Below are 17,670 nucleotides of genomic sequence, written 5' to 3'. Positions count from 1 at the left end.
GCTTAACCCCGATCAATCGGTGAGGCAACTTTTACAGCTTAGCGCGGCCGGTAACCCGAAACCAAATCGGGGTCCCAATCGAGCTAGTGTGACCGTCAGGCGCTCCTCGTCCTACCTCGTTTCCCAGATCCTCGCCCAGCCTTTCGGCTTAGCTTCTCGGCTCCGGGTCGGTGTCCGTGTCGCTCTGACCTGGATAAAGTTACGTAGCGATGAGCACGATGTCAAATCCGCTGGTAGAAGCGGTAAATCGACGCTTAACGATCAACGATGCGCGGACCAACCCGGAATGAACCAGCCCGGAGCCGCCGCGACGAACCGTTCCTGATCCCACGCGCCCACGCCCGCGGGGACCACGCCGACCACATCGACACCCGTCACGCGCGGAAGATCGGTTCGGTTGCATTCGGTGGCGAGATCCGGCTCGGCCGGCCACGCCCCGATCACCAGTCCCGCGCAGCGGACCCCCGCCGACTCGAGCGCACGGACGGTCAGCTCGCTGTGATTCAGCGTGCCGAGTCCGGCGGCGGCAACGACGATCACGGGCGCGTCGAGTTCACGGGCCAGGTCGACCAGGGTGAATTCGCCGACCCGCACGAGCAGCCCGCCCGCGCCCTCCACGAGGGTGAGGTCGGCGTCGTCCACGGCGCGGACGGCCGCGACGGTCTCGGCGAGCGTCAGCAACGGTTGGCCGCACCGACGGGCGGCGGTGTCCGGGGCGAGCGGCTCGGGGTAGCGGGCCAGCTCGACCGTCTTGATCGGGCCCGCGAGCCGCTCGACCTCGGCGAGATCGCCGGGTTCGCCGGGCGCGATGCCGGTCTGCGCGGGTTTGCACACCGCGACCGACCGTCCGGCGGCGCGCGCGGTCGCGGCCAGCGCGGCGGTGACGACGGTCTTGCCGACGTCGGTCGAGGTTCCGGTGATCAGCAGCAGAGTCATGCCTCCGCCTCGCTGACGCTCGGCTCCGGCATGCCCCTATAGGGCTGGCACATGATTCGCTCGCTGCGCTCTCTCATGCGGGCACCACATCCAGTCCGCGCGCCTCGGCCAGCACCGAGCCGAGGACGTCGGCGATGGTGTCGAGCTCCGCGTCCGTCAGGTTGGCGCGGGCGGTGAGCCGCAGGCGTGAGGTGCCCTCCGGCACCGACGGCGGACGGAAGCATCCGACGTCCAGTCCCCGCGCCCGGCATTCCTGGGCCGCGTCGTAGGCGACCTGCGCCTCGCCGAGCACCACCGAGACGACCGCCGAGTCGGGCGCGGGCACCTCCGCGATCCGCGCGATGTCCGCGGCGCGGTGCAGCACCCGCGCGGCCATCTCGGGCTCGCGACGCAGCAATCCCAGTGCGGCGCGGGCCGCGCCGACCGCGGCGGGCGCGAGTCCGGTGTCGAAGATGAAGGTGCGCGCCGCGTCGATCAGGTGTGCGCGGACCCGCTCGCTGGCGAGCACCGCGCCGCCCTGGGCGGCGAAGGCCTTGGACAGTGTCGCGGTGACGACGACATCCGGCTCGCCCGCCAGGCCGAGTTCGTGCACGAGACCACGACCGCCCAAGCCGCGCACGCCGAGCCCGTGCGCCTCGTCGACGAGCAGGACCGCGCCGTTCGCTCGGGTCACTCGGTGCAGTTCGGCCAGCGGAGCGAGATCGCCGTCGGCGCTGAAGACGGAATCGGTGAGCACGAGCGCGCGCCGTTCGGTCCGTGCGGCGAGCAGCCGGTCCACGGCGTCGACGTCACAGTGCGGGGCGATCTCCACCCTGGACCGGGACAGGCGGCAGGCATCGACCAGGGAGGCGTGACTTCCCGCGTCCGAGACGATCAGCGCGCCGCGGCCGGCGAGGGCGGTGACCGCGCCGAGGTTCGCGGCGTAGCCGGAGGCGAACACGAGGCCCGCCTCGGCGCCGGCGAATTCGGCGAGTTCGGCTTCCAGCCGCTCGTGATCGGCCGTGGTTCCGGTGACCAACCGCGATCCGGTGGATCCGGCGCCCCAGCGCCGCACGGCCTCGATCGCGCCCTCGATCACCTCGGGGTGTCTGGTGAGACCGAGATAGTCATTGGAGGCCAGGTCGATCGACGGCGTGTCCGGTTTCCTCGGTCGCAGTTCCCGGCGCAATCCGGCGGTCACCCGCTCTGCTGCCCGTTCGTCCAACCAGCTCAACGGATCGGTAATCACAGCTCCGCAGCATACTTGAACACCGTTCAGGAGGATAGCCCGGCGGGGCTGCGCACCGCGGCGGCCGCGCACATTCCGGCGGCGATGGTGGCGACTTCCTCGGCGCTGCTGATGAACGGCGGCATGGTGTAGATCAAGTTCCGGAAGGGGCGCAGCCAGACGCCCGCGTCGACCGCGGCCCTGGTGGCGGCGCGCATCTCGACCTGCCGCTCGAGCTCGATGACGCCGATCGCGCCGAGCACCCGGACATCGGCGACGCCGGGGAGCTCGCGCGCCGGAGCCAAGCCCGCGATGAGCTCGGACTCGATCCGGCCGACCTCGGCGCGCCAGTCCCGCGAGAGCAGCAACTCGATCGACGCGACGGCCACCGCGCAGGCCAGGGGGTTGCCCATGAAGGTGGGCCCGTGCATCAGCCCGCCGTGCGCCGCGCTGATGGTCTCGGCGATCCTCGCGGTGCACAGCGTGGCGGCCAGGGTCAGGTAGCCGCCGGTCAGCGCCTTGCCGACGCACAGGACATCCGGGGCTACGCTCGCGTGGTCGGCCGCGAAGAACGCGCCGGTGCGGCCGAATCCGGTGGCGATCTCGTCGAAGACCAGCAGCACGTCGTTGGCGTCGCACAGGCGGCGCAAGTCGGCGAGGTAGCGCGGATCGTGCCAGCGCATGCCGCCCGCGCCCTGCACGACCGGCTCCACGATGACGGCCGCGAGCTCACCGGCGTGGGCGGTGATGGCGCGTTCCAGTTCGGCCACGTAGTCGGCACGGTGCTCGCGCGGCGGCGTGGAGACGAAGACCTGTTCGACGAGGACGTCGGTCCACAGCGAGTGCATGCCGCCCTCGGGGTCGCACACGCTCATGGGGGTGAAGGTGTCGCCGTGGTAGCCGCCGCGCCAGGTCAGCAGGCGGCGCTTCTCGGGTTTGCCGACGCCGCGCCAGTATTGGAGGCACATCTTCGCGGCGACCTCGACCGAGACCGAGCCGGAATCGCACAGGAAGACTTTCTCCAGGCCCGCGGGCGTGTGCTCGACGAGCAGCTGGGACAGGCGCGCGGCCGGTTCGTGCGTGAGCCCGCCGAACATGACGTGGCTCATCCGTTGCGACTGCGCGAGCAGGGCCGCGTCCAGCACCGGGTGCCGGTAGCCGTGCACCGCGGCCCACCACGAGCTCATGCCGTCGACCAGTTCGCGGCCGTCGGCCAGTGTGAGGCGCGCGCCGGAGGCCTCGGCCACCACCAGCGGCGCGGTCGAGGCCGGGAATCCGCCATAGGGGTGCCAGACGTGTTCGGCGTCGATGGCGGTGATCTCGTCGGGGGTCAGTGCCACAGGAATCCCTCGCGGTCGACAGGCTTGAACGGTGTTCAAGTTAGCAGCCGAGCTCCGCATAGGGTGCGCGGCCGGACGAAATCCGTCGACCGGGAGGCTCTACTTCTCTGCCGAATCCCCGCCGATCGCCTCGTCGATCACCACCGGCACCCGGGCCAGCGACGCCCGGAGTCTGCGCACCGCGTCTTCTCCGAGGTCGGCCACGAGGATCCGCTCGATGCCTGCGATCCGGTCGGCGGCGAGGGCGAGCGCGCGACGCCCGGCCGCGGTGGTGACGACCACGCGGGCTCGACGGTCGGACGGATCGACCGTGCGCTCGACATAACCGCAGCGCTCCAGATGCGTCACCAACTCCCCCATCGACTGCTGCGTCATGCCCGCGGCTTCGGCCAACGCTGTGATCCGCGAGCCCTCCGGATCCAGATGACGGAAGACCGCGTAGTGAGCGGGCCGCAGTTCCGGGTCGAGTTCGGCGCGCAGTTCGCGATCTAGCGCCTTTTCGTAGGCGCCTGCGGCCTGGACGAGCAGCTTCAGCAAGGTATCGGGCGTTGACACATTATGAAGGTTACCTTTATATCTGGAGTATGCGCGACACCGTCCTCACCTTCGCCAACGGCCACCGAATCACCCTCGTAGATCGCGGGATAGACGACCGCGGACCGTATTTGCGGCTGGAACACCTGGTGCGCACGGTCGAGCGGCAGGCGGGGCCGCACTGGCATCCCGAGCTCGCCGAGAGCTGGACCGTGCGGGAGGGCCGTCTGCGCTTCCGTGTCGACGGTGTCGAGATCGTCGCGAACCCCGGCGACACGGTGACCGCCCCGCCGCGCGCCGTGCACGAATTCTGGAGCGAGGCGCCCGACACCCGGTTCGACCACGAGATCCGCCCGCCGCTGCGGCACTGGGACATGTTCCGGCTCTGGTGCGCGCTCGACGCGGCGGGCAAGACCACCGTGGGACGGGTGCCGCGCGACCCGCTGGCACTGGCGTTGCTCTGGGACTATCAGGACGGTTATCTCGCGGGCATTCCGGCGTGGGTACAGCGGGCGCTGCTGGGTGGATCGGCCCGGATCGCGCGGCGCGCCGGTTACGAGCGCCGCTGGCTGCCCGCCGAATGAGACAGCGCGGCCGTGCGCCGCCCTGCCGTATGCCTCACGCTACTGTCGTTGCCATGGCTCAGCCCGACGCAGCGCCCGGCGAGGTGACACCACTAGGTGTCTGGCCAGGCACCGCCTACCCCCTCGGGGCGACCTACGACGGCGCAGGAACCAACTTCTCGGTCTTCTCCGAGGTCGCCGAGGCCGTCGAGCTGTGCCTGATCGCCAAGGACGGCACGGAGACCCGGGTCGCGCTCGACGAGGTCGACGGCTACGTCTGGCACGCCTACCTGCCGACCCTCGGGCCCGGCCAGCGCTACGGCTTTCGCGTGCACGGCCCCTACGACCCGGACCGCGGCCTGCGCTGCGATCCGAGCAAACTGCTGCTCGACCCGTACGGCAAGGCGTTCGACGGCGAATTCGACAACGACCCGTCTCTCTATACGCACGGCCTGGATTCGCTGGGCCACACCATGACCGGCGTGGTGATCAACCCGTTCTTCGACTGGGGCTCCGACCGCGCGCCGAACCGGCCCTACCACGAAACGGTCATCTACGAGGCGCACGTCAAGGGCATGACGATGACCCATCCCGAGGTGCCGGAGGAACTGCGCGGCACCTACGCGGGCATCGCGCACCCGGCCGTCGTCGAGCACCTGAAGAGCCTCGGCATCACCGCGATCGAGCTGATGCCGGTGCACCAGTTCCTGCACGACCGGGTGCTGCTCGACCAGGGCCTGCGAAACTACTGGGGCTACAACAGCTTCGGCTATCTCGCGCCGCACAACGAGTACGCGGCCAGCCCGCGCGGCGGCGCCGCGGTGACCGAGTTCAAGGCGATGGTGCGCGCGCTGCACGCCGAGGGCATCGAGGTGATCCTCGACGTGGTCTACAACCACACCGCCGAAGGCAATCACCTCGGGCCGACGCTCGGGTTCCGCGGCATCGACAACGCCGCGTACTACCGTCTGCTGGACGGTGATCCGGGGCGCTACATGGATTACACCGGCACCGGGAACAGCCTCAACGTGCGGCATCCGCACACCTTGCAGCTGATCATGGACTCGCTGCGGTACTGGATTCTGGACATGCACGTCGACGGCTTCCGTTTCGATCTGGCCGCCACCCTGGCCCGCGAACTGCACGACGTGGACCGCCTTTCGACGTTCTTCGATCTGGTGCAACAGGATCCGGTGGTGAGCCAGGTCAAGCTGATCGCCGAGCCGTGGGACGTCGGCGAGGGCGGCTACCAGGTGGGCAATTTCCCCGGACTGTGGACGGAGTGGAACGGCAAGTACCGCGACACCGTCCGCGACTACTGGCGCGGTGTGCCTGCCACCTTGGGCGAGTTCGCCTCTCGGCTCACCGGCTCGTCGGATCTCTACGAGGCGACCGGGCGCAGGCCGAGCGCGAGCATCAACTTCGTCACCGCGCACGACGGGTTCACGCTGCGGGATCTGGTGTCCTACAACGAGAAGCACAACGAGGCCAACGGCGAGGGCAATCGTGACGGGGAGAGCTACAACCGATCCTGGAACTGCGGCGTCGAGGGCCCGACCGACGACCCGGAGATCAATGCACTGCGCGCCAAGCAGACTCGCAATCTGCTGGCCACGCTGGTGCTGAGCCAGGGCACCCCCATGCTGGCCCACGGCGACGAGATGGGCCGCGGCCAGCAGGGCAACAACAATGTGTACTGCCAGGATTCGCCGCTGTCCTGGATGGACTGGTCGCTGGCCGAGACCAATGCCGATCTGCTGGAGTTCACGCGCTCGGTGATCGCGCTGCGGACCCGGCATCCGGTCTTCCGGCGGCGCAGGTTCCTCGCGGGACAACCGGTTCGCGCCAAGGAGCACGCGCGAGACATCGCCTGGCTGACCCCGTCGGGCGAGGAGATGACCGACGCGGACTGGGACAGCGGCTTCGGCAAGGCGCTCACGGTCTATTTGAACGGTGACGGCATCCCCGAGCCGGGTCCGCGCGGTGAGCGCATCACCGACGATTCGTTCCTGCTGTGCTTCAACGCCCACGATTCGGCGCTCGATTTCGCCATACCCGGCACCGATTACGGAGGTCCGTGGACGGTGGCGCTGGACTGCTCGACGCCCGACGGCCGCGCCGAGGCCGACTATCCGGCCGCCGCCACCCTCACCGTCCCCGCCCGTTGTCTGCTCGTCCTCCGCTGCCCCGCATGACCGACACCCATATGACCGCATCCAACACACCGACTCCGACACATCACACCGACCCCATCGCCCGCGGACGCGCACTGGCGCGGCAGACCCCCGTGCGCAGCACCTACCGGCTGCAACTCCGGCCTGACGCGCTCACCTTCGCCGACGCCAGGGCGATCGCGGAATACCTTCAGCAGCTCGGCATTTCGCACCTGTACCTGTCGCCGATCCTGACCGCGGCGCACGGCTCGACGCACGGCTACGACGTCACCGACCCCGGCACCGTCTCGGCGGCGCTCGGCGGTCCGCTCGGGCTCAAGGCGCTCTCGGACGAGGTGCGCACCCGCGGCATGGGCCTCATCGTCGATCTGGTGCCCAACCACGTCGGCGTCGCCGATCCGCGACAGAACCGGTGGTGGTGGGATGTGCTGCGCAACGGCAAGGACTCGCCGTTCGCGCGTTTCTTCGACATCGACTGGAGCCCGGGCAACGGCGCGGGCGGGCGACTCGCGCTGCCGGTGCTGCACAGCGAGAACGATCCCGCGGCGCTCAGCGTGGACCGGTCCGGCCTGGAACCGATGCTGGCGCTGCACGATCTGCGTTTCCCGATCGCGCCGGGCACCGACGGCGACAACGCGCTGCGCATCCACGACAAGCAGCACTATCGCCTGGTGAGCTGGAAGGCCGGGGTGTGTACCTACCGGCGGTTCTTCGCGGTGAGCAGCCTGGCCGCGGTGCGGCAGGAAGACCCCGAGGTCTTCGACCTCACCCACCGCGAACTCGCGGCCTGGTGCGAACACGATCTGATCGACGGCGTGCGGGTCGACCATCCGGACGGATTGTCCTATCCCGCCGCGTATCTGGCTCGGCTGCGCCAGCTCATCGGTCCGGATCGGCTGCTGCTGGTGGAGAAGATCCTCGCCAACCGGGAGCCGCTGGACGCGACGCTGCCGATCGACGGCACCACCGGCTACGACGCGCTGGCCGGGCTGGGCGGCGTGCTCATCGATCCCGACGGCGAGCAGACGCTGACCGAGCTCTCGCGCCGCTTCGCCGGGCACGGCAGCGACCGCGCGTGGATCGGCGAGACCGAGCACCGGATCAAACGCGCCGTCGCCGAAAGCATTCTGGCGCCGGAGATCCGGCGGCTGGTGACCGCGATCAAGCGCGACGCGCGCGCGGACAGCTTCGACACCATGTCGCTGACCAACGCCACCATCGAGGTGCTGGCCTTCATGCCGGTCTACCGCGCCGACTACGCGCCGCTGGCCGGGATGACGGGTGCGGTGATCGCCGAGGTGGAGAAGCGCAACAGCGAGCTCACCGCGCCGCTGAACGTGCTGGTGACCGCACTGGCCGTCGGTGCGGAGGCGGCCGCCCGGTTCAACCAGGTGGGCGGCGCGATCACCGCGAAGGCCGTCGAGGACACCATGTTCTATCAGGCGGCGCGGCTGGCCTCGCTGCAAGAGGTGGGCGGCAATCCGGCCCGATTCGGTCATTCGCTCAACGAATTCCACCTCGCCAACCTCGAGCGCGCCCAGCGCTGGCCCGCCACGATGACCACGCTGTCCACCCACGACACCAAGCGCGGCGAGGACGTGCGTGCCAGGATCGGGGTGCTCTCCCAGGTCGCGCGGACCTGGGCGCGCTCGGTCGAGACCTGGCTGGACAATACGCCCCCGCCGGACGGCGCGACGGCACTGTTCGTGTTGCAGAACATGTTCGGCGTCTGGCCCGCCGACGGCCGCCCGGCCTCCTCGGTGCCGGGACTGCGCGAGCGTCTGCATCTGTTCGCGGAGAAGGCGATGCGCGAGGCGGGCACCCGCACCTCGTGGGAGGAGCCGGACGCCGAGTTCGAGGCGGCCGTGCACAGCTGGATGGACGTGGTGATCGACGGCCCCGTCGGCGCGGAACTGGGCGACCTGGTACACGACCTGGCGCCGCACGCCTGGTCGGACGCGCTGGCGCAGAAGCTGCTTCAGCTGTGCGGGCCGGGCATCCCCGACGTGTACCAGGGCTGCGAGCTGTGGGAGGACTCGCTGGTCGACCCGGACAACCGCCGTCCTGTCGACTTCCCCGCGCGCACCGGCATGCTGCAATCGCTCACCGGCACACCGGCTTTGGACACCTCCGGGGCGGCGAAGATGTGGATCGTCGCCTACGCGCTGTGGCTGCGCAGGGAGCGTCCCGACTGCTTCGTCGGCGGCGCCTACCTCCCGCTGTTCGCCACCGGCGAGCAGGCGGCCCGGCTGGTGTCGTACGCGCGCGGGCGGGTCGGCGAGCCGCCCGAGGTGATCGTCGCGACCACCAGGCACAGTGTCGGCCTGACCGACTCCGGCTGGAGCGACACCGCGCTCGATCTACCGCAGGGCAACTGGACCGACCGGCTCACCGGCCACACCTTCCAGGGGCGGGCGCGCTTGGAGAAGCTGTTCGCTCGGCTCCCCGTCGCCCTGCTGGTGCGTTGAGGCGTCGGGCGGGCCGATCTTCTCGATCAGCTCGGCCGGGAACTTCCCGCCCAGGTCCTGCTGCCAGTGCCGCAGGTTGTGCGGCCGGTACTCGGCCTTGTCGTGCACCGTCGAGGCGAGCAGCACGCCGTTGTCCGCCGGCAGCCGGAGCCGCCGCAGCGAGTTCAGGTAGAACCTGGGCCGCATCGGGCTTCGGACGGTGCGCACCATGTTGAGCAGGGCGAAGCCGGGACCGAGCGACTTGTGCCGCTCCATGTGGTCTTCCTTGCCCGCGCACTTGGCCGCCAGTTCCCCGAGCAGTTCCCTGTTGAACGCGAGTCCCTCGGCCTCGGCCTCGGCGACCATCCAGCGGAGCGTGATGTCGGACAACCCGCACTGGTCGTAGCCGCCGCCGATGTCGCTGTGCACGCCCTCGAACCAGACCTGCTTGACGCGGTCGGCCTTGCGGTCCTTGATCCGGCGGTACTTGATGCCGAGTTCGACCGGCACCTCCCAGAGGCAAGGCTCGAAGTTGCGCCGCCGCTCGTCGATGGCGAGGGCTTGGCGCGCGCACAGGACCCGCGGCGAAAGTTTGACGTCATGGAAGCGGTGCCGCCAGGAGGTCAGGCCGGGGACGCCGAGCGCGCCGACGGTGTCGAACACGCCGATGAAGTCGATGACCCGCCTGCGATGGCTGTGCTCGCGGCGGAAGGCGCGCACCTCCTTGTCAGTGGGCGGTTTGCGCCACCACATCACCTTGTTGCGGGCGCGGCGCCGGTACATCTTGAACGCCTTCGGGTAGTTTCCGGCGATCATCGAATCGGGCTTCATGATGCCGATGCAGTCGATCAGGCCGACCAGGCTGCGCGCGGTGTACGCGCCGCGGCTGAAGCCGAAGATGTACAGCTCGTCGCCGGGCTCCCAGTTGACGGCCACCTGCCAGTAGGCGGCGGACAGATTCGCCTCCAGGCCCAAGCCGAAGGCGCCGCCGATGAGCCGGTCCGCGGTGAAACCTCTTGCGCCGGGGCCGGATACGTAGATCACGTGCTGGCGGACCGGCTGCCCGTCGGGCCCGGGGGCCTCCATGCGGACGGTCTGTGCGATTTTGACGATGTTCGATACGGTGCTGCTGTTCTCGGCCTTCCAGGTGCCGTCGCAACAAACCACCAGGCGTTTCATGGGCGAAATTCTCCCCTCGAATTCGCGTAGGAAACCCGCGTACTGGACTACTCGAATCATCGCCCAGGTGCCGGCGGCCGTTAATGAAAACGCTGTCTTTCAACGCGTTTCGACGAAAGAAGCCCCGGTCGAGCCGGGACTTTTCGGTGCGGGCTACTCAGAGACGGATGAATCGCCTTCGCTCCGGCCGTGCGCGGTCGGCGGACCGCCTTCGGTCGGAAGCTCTAGGCCTTGTGCGCGAGTACCGCGAACATCGTGACCGAGAAGTGGAAGTCGCCGCGCGCGATGCCCGCGTCGAGATCGGCGATCAATCGGTCGTACTCCTGGCGGGTGACCGTGCCCTGCTGCACGGCCTGCTCGTTCATCTGCTGGAAGAGCGGCCGCGCCGTCACCGGGTCCCAGACCACCGCCTCCGATCCCTGGTCGTCGACGGCGAAACCGGCGGCCGCGAGCAGCCCGTGCAGCCTCCGGCCGGACGCGGGGTTGGGCGTCTCGGCCAGCATCGCGGCGGCCAGAGCGGCCACGACCTCCGGATCGCCGGGGTGGGTGATGGCGGTGTACCAGTCGCTGTCGATCAGCAGGACGCGGCCGCCGGGCCGCAGCACCCTGGCGATCTCGGCGGTGGCCGCGGCGGGATCGTCGAGATGCTGGTAGACGCGCTCGCAGCGGACGACATCGAAGGACGCGTCCGGAAACGGGAGGTGATAGACCGAACCGTGCACGAACCGCGCGGCCGATTCGGCCGCCTCGGCCCGCCGCCGGGCGATCGCCAGCATCATCGGGTTCGGATCCAGCCCGACCGCGGCGCCGCCCTCGCCCACCCGCTCGGCGAAGACCATCGCCTCCGACCCCGTGCCCGCCCCGATATCGAGGGCCCGCTCCCCCGCCCGCACCGCCAGCGCCTCGTGCGCCCAGTCCCGCATCCGCCGGATTCCCGGCAGCTCCGCCTGCACGTCCAGAATCCCGACCAACTGGTCGATCCGACCGGCATCGATCCGGTCCACGTGAAAGGAAGGGGCGTTCGCCTCGACGGGTCCCTGTGCCATGCACCCGACGCTACCCCCCTTGACCCGGCTCCGACCTGCACCGACCTTCGGCGCGCTTCGCAGAGATCGCAACCTGCGCGAGGCGTGTGAAGCCTGCGTGCAGAGACGGCTCACGACTACGGCCCCGGCGGGGAGCCGGGGCCGTGTGGTGTTGTCGGAGAGGGGTTTTGCGGTCAGTGGGCCTTGCGCAGGCCCAGGTATTGCAGTGCGGCGAAGCCGCCGACCGTCCCGGCCTGCATGACCGTCCAGACCGAACCGACCGCGTTCAGGTCGAGCGCGCCCTCGATCAGCGCGGCGAGGCTGACCACGACCCAGGCGGCGTTCAGGCCGATCACCGCGCGTGCCGCGGTGCGGTTGATCGACGCGGTCGCCCCGACCAGAGCGACGCCGATGCCGTAGAGGGTCAGGAAGACGCCGATCGGGATACCGAGGCGGCTGTCGAGGCCGAGCAGCGACTCCAGCGGACCCGACAGCGCCAGGTAGGCCAGGCCGTTCACACCGGTGATCACGGCGTCCAGGCGCAACGAGGTACGCAACAGCTTGTCGCCGGGGGCGAGCAGGGTGGACAGGTAGCCGGGGGCGGTGGTGGTGGTCATGGCGAATCTCTTTTCTGGATAAGGGTTTTGCGAGCAATGGCGGGGTCAGGCGACGGCCGGGACCTTGTCGAGGAAGCCGTACACCTGCGCGATGCGGCCCTCGTCGAGTACCGCGACGTCGAAGCCGACCACCAGCGCCTGGCCGTCGGCCGGACCCAGCTCCCAGGTGAAACGCACCTGGTCGTGGTGTCCGTCGACCGGTCCGGCCAGCCGGAACACCATGCCAGGGAACTGGGCCTGCACCGCGGCGATGCCCGCGTCCAGCGCCGCGCGGCCGGTGACGGCCATGAGCGGATCGACGTAGCTGGGCTCGTCGGTGAACACCCGGGCGATCGCGGCCGAGCGGGCGGCGGCGTCGGTGGTGTTCCAGATCTCCAGGTACTGCGCGACCAGGTCGTTCATCGTTTTCTCCCTTGTTTCTGCTGCGCTGTCTTGCGCCGTGAGAACAAGGTATGGCGAGGCGAGGGGGCCCCGAATCAGTCACGTATCAGTACTTTCGGCGACCGATGACGTAGGTGACGCCCGTCGGTGACCGGTTACGGTGAACGGATGCTGCACGGACGCGAGGCCGATCAGGCCCGCATCGATCGACTGCTCGCCGACGCTCGGGAGGGTCGCAGCGGCGTCCTCGTGCTGCGCGGCGAGGCCGGCATCGGCAAGACCGCGCTGCTGGATTACGCTGCCGCGCAAGGCATTCCGTCGGTGCGCAGCGCGGGCGTCGAGTCGGAGGCCGAGCTGCCCTTCGCCGGGCTGCACCTGCTGGTGCGCCCCGGTATGGCGCTGGTGGACACGCTGCCCGAGCGCCAGCGCGCGGCACTGCGTGGCGCGTTCGGGCTGGGCGCGCAGGAACCGGGCGACCGGCTGCTCATCGGTCTCGCGGTGCTCTCGCTCTTGGCCGAGGAGGCCGCCGAGGGGCCGCTGCTGTGCCTGATCGACGACGCGCACTGGCTGGACCGCGCGACCGCGGAGACCCTGCTCTTCGCGGCGCGCCGCTTGGACGCGGAGGGCGTGGCGATGATCTTCGCGACCCGGGCGGGCGCGCACGATTTCCCCGCGCCGGGTCTGCCGGAGCTGGAGGTCACCGCGCTGCGCCAGGACGCGGCCGCCGCGCTGGTGGACGCGGGCACGCCGGATCTCGCCCCCACGCTGCGCTACCGGCTGCTCACCGAGGCGGGCGGCAACCCGCTGGCGCTGCGGGAACTGCCCGCGGTGCTGGCCGCCGAGTCCGCCGACGCGGGGCCGAATCCGCTGCCGCTCACCCAACGCCTCCAGGTCGCCTTCTACGGCCGGGTGAGCAGGCTGCCCGCGGGCACGAGGACACTGCTGCTGGTCGCCGCGGCGGCGGGTACGGCCGAGGTGGATCCGGTGCTGCGCGCGGCGGCGACGCTTGGGGCGGGCCTCGCGGACCTGCAACCGGCCGAGGACGGCGGGCTGGTGCACACCGACGGCCGGGCGCTCACGTTCCGTCATCCGCTGCTGCGTTCGGCGATCTACCAGGGCGCGCCGCTGGCCCAGCGGCTCGCGGCGCACGCCGCGCTGGCCGCGACGCTCACCGCGCCGGAGGATGCCGACCTGCGCGCCTGGCACCTGGCCTCGGCGGCCACCGGACCGGACGAGGCCGTCGCCGCCGCGTTGGCCGACACGGCGGACCGGGCGCGCGCCCGCAGCGGCTATCACGGCGCGGTGGCCGCCTACGAGCGCGCGGCCGCGCTGAGCACCGATCCCGCGGCGCGGGTGGGCAGGCTGGTGCTCGCCGCCGAGACCGCGGGCGAGACGGGCATGCACGAACTGGCCGACCGGCTGGCCGAGCGCGCCGCGGCGCAGACCACCGACCCGCTGCTGGCCGCCCGGCTCGACCTGGTCCGCGGTCTCGCGGAATTCGGTGCGGGCAAACGGCTTCCCGCGCACCGGCGACTCGTCGCTGCGGCCGACGCGGCGCGACGGGAACCGCTGCTCGCGGCGCGCATCCTGACCGTCGCGGTGCACACCGCGTGGTATCTCGGGGACGAGGAGCTCGGCGAGGTCACCGAGCGCCTCGCGACCTTGCCGCTGCCCGAGGACGATTCGCTGTCGCACACCACCGGTTACGTGCTCGACGGCGTGCACGGGCGATTTCGCGCCGAGCTGCGCGCGACGGTCGACGCGGCCCGCGCCACGGGGGTGGACGCGCGAGACCTGGTACAGCTGTGCGGCGTCGGGCTCGTGATCGGACACGACGAACAGGTGACGGAACTGGCGGCGGATCTCGTCGCGGACTGCCGCGATCAGGGCCGGATCGGCCCGCTCCCGACGCTGCTGTTCTTTCGCGCCGAGGCCGAGACATTCCTCGGCAGGCCGCGCGAGGCGTTGGTCGTCGCCACCGAGGGCGCGCGGATCGCCGAGGACATCGGACAGGGCCACTGGGTGAGTCAGCTTTCCGCCTGTCTCGCCTATCTCGCGGCGCTGGGCGGCGACGAAGCGACCTGCCGTGCGGCGGCCGACCGCGCACTGGCCGAGGAGTTCGGCGGCGCCGACGCACCCGGCGCGAGCTGGGCGCACGCGGCGCTCGGTCTGCTCGACCTCGGCCTCGGCCGGGTGGACAGCGCCATGTCCCGTTTCGAGACGCTGACCGAGGAACCGTTCCGGCACATGGTCATCGGGCTGCGCTCGCTGCCCGATCTCGTGGAAGCCGCGGTGCGGCTCGCCGATCCGGCCCGCGCGGGCGACGCGCTCGATCGCCTCGACGGCTGGGCCGAGGCCTCGCGGCAGGACTGGGTCGGCGCGCTCGCCGCCCGCGCTCGCGCGCTGCTCGGTCCGGACGACCGGGCCGAGGAGCACTTCCGAACCTCGCTCGAGCTCGGCGGCCGCCCGTTCGAGCGCGCCCGCACGCAATTGCTCTACGGGGAATGGCTGCGTCGCAATCGCCGCAAGGTGGACGCGCGGACCCAGCTGCAACCGGCCATGGAGACCTTCCAACGCCTGGATGCCGCGCCGTGGGCCGAGCGCGCCCGCGTCGAACTCGGTGCGCTCGGCGTCGGCGCGGCCGCGCGGGCGGGGTCGGGAGTACTCGCCGCGCTCACCCCGCAGGAATTGCAGATCGTGCGACTCGCGGCGCAGGGAATGACGAACCGGGACATCGCGGCGCAGCTGTTCCTGAGCCCGCGAACGGTCGGCCATCACCTGTACAAGGCGTATCCGAAGCTGGGGGTGGTCTCGCGCGGGGAACTGGCGGCGCTGCCGTTGGACGCGGAGTGATCCACGGACGGACAGTGGACGCCGATACCAGCACTGGCCACGGACCGTTCAGCCGACACCGATCATCGGACGCGGACCGATCGTGCAGGGGGCGGGCGACGCGGACAGCGAAACGACCGGGATCGAATCGACGGCTTCGACCGGCAGCATCCGGTGTCGATCGGGAGCTGGGATGCCGCGACAGGCGTCGCGCGATCTAGTGCGCGGACAGCGCCCGCCGGTGCCGGAGCACCCCGGCGTCGCGTCGCGTTGTCACATAACCGAGCGTCCAGCGCAGCGCCGTGATCGCGGCCGCCGCCAGCACGGCGACCTGCGGCGCGCCCGTGATGAGCAAGAGCAGCACACCCGCCACCAGCCCGGCGGCCAGCGCCTCGAGCTTGTACACGGGCCACGCGGTACCCGCGATGTCCACGGTGGTGGGGTGAGCCGTTGCCATGGCATCAGGATATACGGAAGGCGAATTTCGGGCCACCGAACATTTCCGGTCGGGAACACCGGCGGCGGGTGCGGTGTTGCCGGTCGTATGCCACTAACCGGAGAGTACGCACCGAGCACGTCCGACTGGGCCCGCAAGCAGGCCGAGACCTACGAGGGTTCCGGCGGTACCGCGGGCACGTCGATAATGGGCAAGCCAGTCGTCCTGCTGACGACCAAGGGGGCGAAGACCGGCAAGCTGCGCAAGACACCGCTGATGCGAGTCGAGCACGACGGCGAGTACGCCGTGGTCGCTTCGCTGGGCGGCGCGCCCAAGCATCCGGTCTGGTACCACAACGTCAAGGCCGAACCGCATGTCGAACTGCGCGACGGCGAGGTCTCCAAGGACTACATCGCGCGCGAGGTGTTCGGCGAGGAGAAGAAGCTGTGGTGGGATCGCGCCGTCGAAGCGTGGCCCGATTACGCGAACTACCAGACGAAGACCTCCCGCCAGATCCCCGTTTTCGTACTCACCCCGCGGTGACCCGAGACCCTCGACCGCCCCACCCGCCGCGACCTCGCGTCGCGGCGGGTGGCAGCATATTTCGAGTGTCCAATCCGCTTGATGTAATGGATCAGCAGTTTTCCTCTCGTCCCGCGCTCACTGCGGACGAGATCGATGCCGCCGCCAAGCGAATTTCCGACATTATCGAGCCGACCCCGCTCCAGCTCAGCCCGCGACTGTCCGAACTGACCGGCGCGCAGGTCTACCTGAAGCGCGAGGACCTCACGGCCGTGCGCTCCTACAAGCTGCGCGGCGCCTACAACCTCATCGTCCAGCTGAGCGCCGAGGAGCGCGCCGCGGGCGTCGTCGCGGCGAGCGCGGGCAACCACGCCCAGGGCGTCGCCTTCGCGTGCAAGGCCATGGGCATCACCGGCCGCATCTACGTGCCCACCACCACCCCCAAGCAGAAGCGCGACCGGATCCGGGTGCACGGCGGCGAGTTCGTCGAGCTGATCGCCGTCGGCGAGACCTACGACGCCGCCGCGGGCGCGGCGGCCGCCGACGTCGAACGCACCGGCGCGACCATGGTGCCCCCGTTCGACGACACGCGCACCGCCGCAGGGCAGGGCACCATCGCCGCCGAAATCCTCGAGCAGCTGGGCGCCGCGCCCGACCTGGTGGTCGTCCCGGTGGGCGGCGGCGGCTGCCTGGCGGGCGTGGGCACCTACCTGCGCGCGCGGGCGCCGAAGACCGGCATCCTCGGCGCCGAACCGGCGGGCGCCGCCTCGATGACCGCGGCGCTGGTCGCGGGCGGGCCGGTGACGCTGCCGGAGATCGATCCGTTCGTCGACGGCGCCGCGGTGCGCAGGATCGGCGCGGTGCCCTACGCCGCGGTCGCGGGCTTCGGCGGCCGGGTGGTCTCGCACGCCTCGCTGCCTCTGCTGACCCAGTCCGAATCTCGTAGCGGCGCAGGCACTTTCCGCATGCTCCAGGTCGACGAGGGCGCGATCTGCACCACCATGCTCGACCTGTACCAGAACGAGGGCATCATCGCCGAACCCGCGGGCGCGCTCGCGGTGGCCGCGCTCGCCGAGATCACCGTGCCGCCGGGCTCGACGGTGGTGTGCCTGGTGTCGGGCGGCAACAACGACGTGTCGCGCTACGGCGAGATCATCGAGCGATCCCTGGTGCACCGCGGGCTCAAGCACTACTTCCTCGTCGACTTCCCGCAGGAGCCCGGCGCGCTGCGCCGCTTCCTCAACGAGGTGCTCGGCCCGGACGACGACATCACGCTGTTCGAGTACGTCAAGCGCAACAACCGGGAGACCGGGGCGGCGCTGGTCGGCATCGAGCTCGGCACACCGGACGGGCTGGAGTCCGTCCTGGAACGCATGGCCGCCTCGCCCATCCAGTGCGAACGGCTGGATCCGGGCTCACCGGCCTACCGGTATCTGACCTGACGCTCCCGCCCCGCCCGGTTCGCGGACCGGGCGGG

General features: G+C 70.4%; 15 protein-coding genes. 6 read left to right on the top strand and 9 right to left on the bottom strand.

Features of this window, described 5'->3' with window-relative positions; genetic code table 11:
• Window positions 1-261: 261 nt before the first annotated feature.
• From bioD to AC3ERS_RS33845, 4 genes are all read right to left on the bottom strand, one after another.
• Window positions 262-936, bottom strand: coding sequence for a dethiobiotin synthase (gene bioD, locus AC3ERS_RS33860; protein ID WP_431972230.1), 675 nt, complete (start codon window positions 934-936; stop codon window positions 262-264).
• A 73-nt stretch (window positions 937-1,009) separates the two neighbouring features.
• Window positions 1,010-2,164, bottom strand: coding sequence for an 8-amino-7-oxononanoate synthase (locus AC3ERS_RS33855; protein ID WP_431972229.1), 1,155 nt, complete (start codon window positions 2,162-2,164; stop codon window positions 1,010-1,012).
• 26 nt (window positions 2,165-2,190) lie between these two features.
• A complete protein-coding gene (locus AC3ERS_RS33850) occupies window positions 2,191-3,483 on the bottom strand; it encodes an adenosylmethionine--8-amino-7-oxononanoate transaminase (RefSeq protein WP_431972228.1) in 1,293 nt (430 codons plus the stop codon).
• A 99-nt stretch (window positions 3,484-3,582) separates the two neighbouring features.
• A complete protein-coding gene (locus AC3ERS_RS33845; RefSeq protein WP_431972227.1) occupies window positions 3,583-4,038 on the bottom strand; it encodes a MarR family winged helix-turn-helix transcriptional regulator in 456 nt (151 codons plus the stop codon).
• A 29-nt stretch (window positions 4,039-4,067) separates the two neighbouring features.
• Here AC3ERS_RS33845 and AC3ERS_RS33840 point away from each other — a divergent pair, with 29 nt between their 5' ends.
• Genes AC3ERS_RS33840 through treY form a run of 3 tightly spaced genes read left to right on the top strand, consistent with a single transcriptional unit; the run spans window position 4,068 to window position 9,222 of the window.
• Window positions 4,068-4,601, top strand: a complete 534-nt coding sequence (locus AC3ERS_RS33840) for a cupin domain-containing protein (RefSeq protein ID WP_431972226.1) — start codon at window positions 4,068-4,070, stop codon at window positions 4,599-4,601.
• Between the two features lie 53 nt (window positions 4,602-4,654).
• Complete coding sequence (gene glgX, locus AC3ERS_RS33835) at window positions 4,655-6,775, top strand: glycogen debranching protein GlgX (RefSeq protein ID WP_431972225.1); 2,121 nt, start codon at window positions 4,655-4,657, stop codon at window positions 6,773-6,775.
• The gene (gene treY / locus AC3ERS_RS33830; RefSeq protein ID WP_431972224.1) at window positions 6,772-9,222 is read left to right on the top strand and encodes a malto-oligosyltrehalose synthase; all 2,451 of its coding nucleotides are present in this window, start codon (window positions 6,772-6,774) and stop codon (window positions 9,220-9,222) included. The genes glgX and treY overlap by 4 nt, the downstream gene beginning before the upstream one ends.
• Here treY and AC3ERS_RS33825 read toward each other — a convergent pair.
• From AC3ERS_RS33825 to AC3ERS_RS33810, 4 genes are all read right to left on the bottom strand, one after another.
• Window positions 9,115-10,380 carry a T6SS phospholipase effector Tle1-like catalytic domain-containing protein gene (locus AC3ERS_RS33825; RefSeq protein ID WP_431972223.1) on the bottom strand — a complete coding sequence of 422 codons (1,266 nt, stop codon included), beginning with the start codon at window positions 10,378-10,380 and terminating at the stop codon, window positions 9,115-9,117. The two genes, treY and AC3ERS_RS33825, sit on opposite strands and share 108 nt — an antisense overlap.
• Before the next feature lie 224 nt (window positions 10,381-10,604).
• Window positions 10,605-11,426, bottom strand: a complete 822-nt coding sequence (locus AC3ERS_RS33820) for a methyltransferase domain-containing protein (protein WP_431972222.1) — start codon at window positions 11,424-11,426, stop codon at window positions 10,605-10,607.
• Window positions 11,427-11,599: 173 nt separating this feature from the next.
• Window positions 11,600-12,022: a hypothetical protein gene (locus AC3ERS_RS33815; protein WP_431972221.1), complete on the bottom strand. Its 423-nt coding sequence runs from the start codon at window positions 12,020-12,022 to the stop codon at window positions 11,600-11,602.
• A 45-nt stretch (window positions 12,023-12,067) separates the two neighbouring features.
• The gene (locus AC3ERS_RS33810; RefSeq protein WP_431972220.1) at window positions 12,068-12,424 is read right to left on the bottom strand and encodes a nuclear transport factor 2 family protein; all 357 of its coding nucleotides are present in this window, start codon (window positions 12,422-12,424) and stop codon (window positions 12,068-12,070) included.
• A 126-nt stretch (window positions 12,425-12,550) separates the two neighbouring features.
• Between AC3ERS_RS33810 and AC3ERS_RS33805 the strand changes: the two genes are divergently transcribed.
• Window positions 12,551-15,256, top strand: a complete 2,706-nt coding sequence (locus tag AC3ERS_RS33805; RefSeq protein WP_431972219.1) for a helix-turn-helix transcriptional regulator — start codon at window positions 12,551-12,553, stop codon at window positions 15,254-15,256.
• A 196-nt stretch (window positions 15,257-15,452) separates the two neighbouring features.
• Here AC3ERS_RS33805 and AC3ERS_RS33800 read toward each other — a convergent pair whose 3' ends face one another.
• Window positions 15,453-15,692, bottom strand: coding sequence for a hypothetical protein (locus AC3ERS_RS33800; protein WP_431972218.1), 240 nt, complete (start codon window positions 15,690-15,692; stop codon window positions 15,453-15,455).
• Window positions 15,693-15,779: 87 nt separating this feature from the next.
• Here AC3ERS_RS33800 and AC3ERS_RS33795 point away from each other — a divergent pair, with 87 nt between their 5' ends.
• Both AC3ERS_RS33795 and ilvA read left to right on the top strand, forming a co-directional pair.
• Window positions 15,780-16,214, top strand: coding sequence for a nitroreductase family deazaflavin-dependent oxidoreductase (locus AC3ERS_RS33795; RefSeq protein ID WP_431972217.1), 435 nt, complete (start codon window positions 15,780-15,782; stop codon window positions 16,212-16,214).
• Between the two features lie 86 nt (window positions 16,215-16,300).
• The gene (gene ilvA, locus AC3ERS_RS33790) at window positions 16,301-17,635 is read left to right on the top strand and encodes a threonine ammonia-lyase IlvA (RefSeq protein ID WP_431972216.1); all 1,335 of its coding nucleotides are present in this window, start codon (window positions 16,301-16,303) and stop codon (window positions 17,633-17,635) included.
• Window positions 17,636-17,670: the final 35 nt, after the last annotated feature.

This window comes from Nocardia sp. bgisy134 (assembly GCF_057708325.1).
Note: the sequence above shows the minus strand (reverse complement) of the source record. Positions and strands in the feature narration are given on the sequence as shown.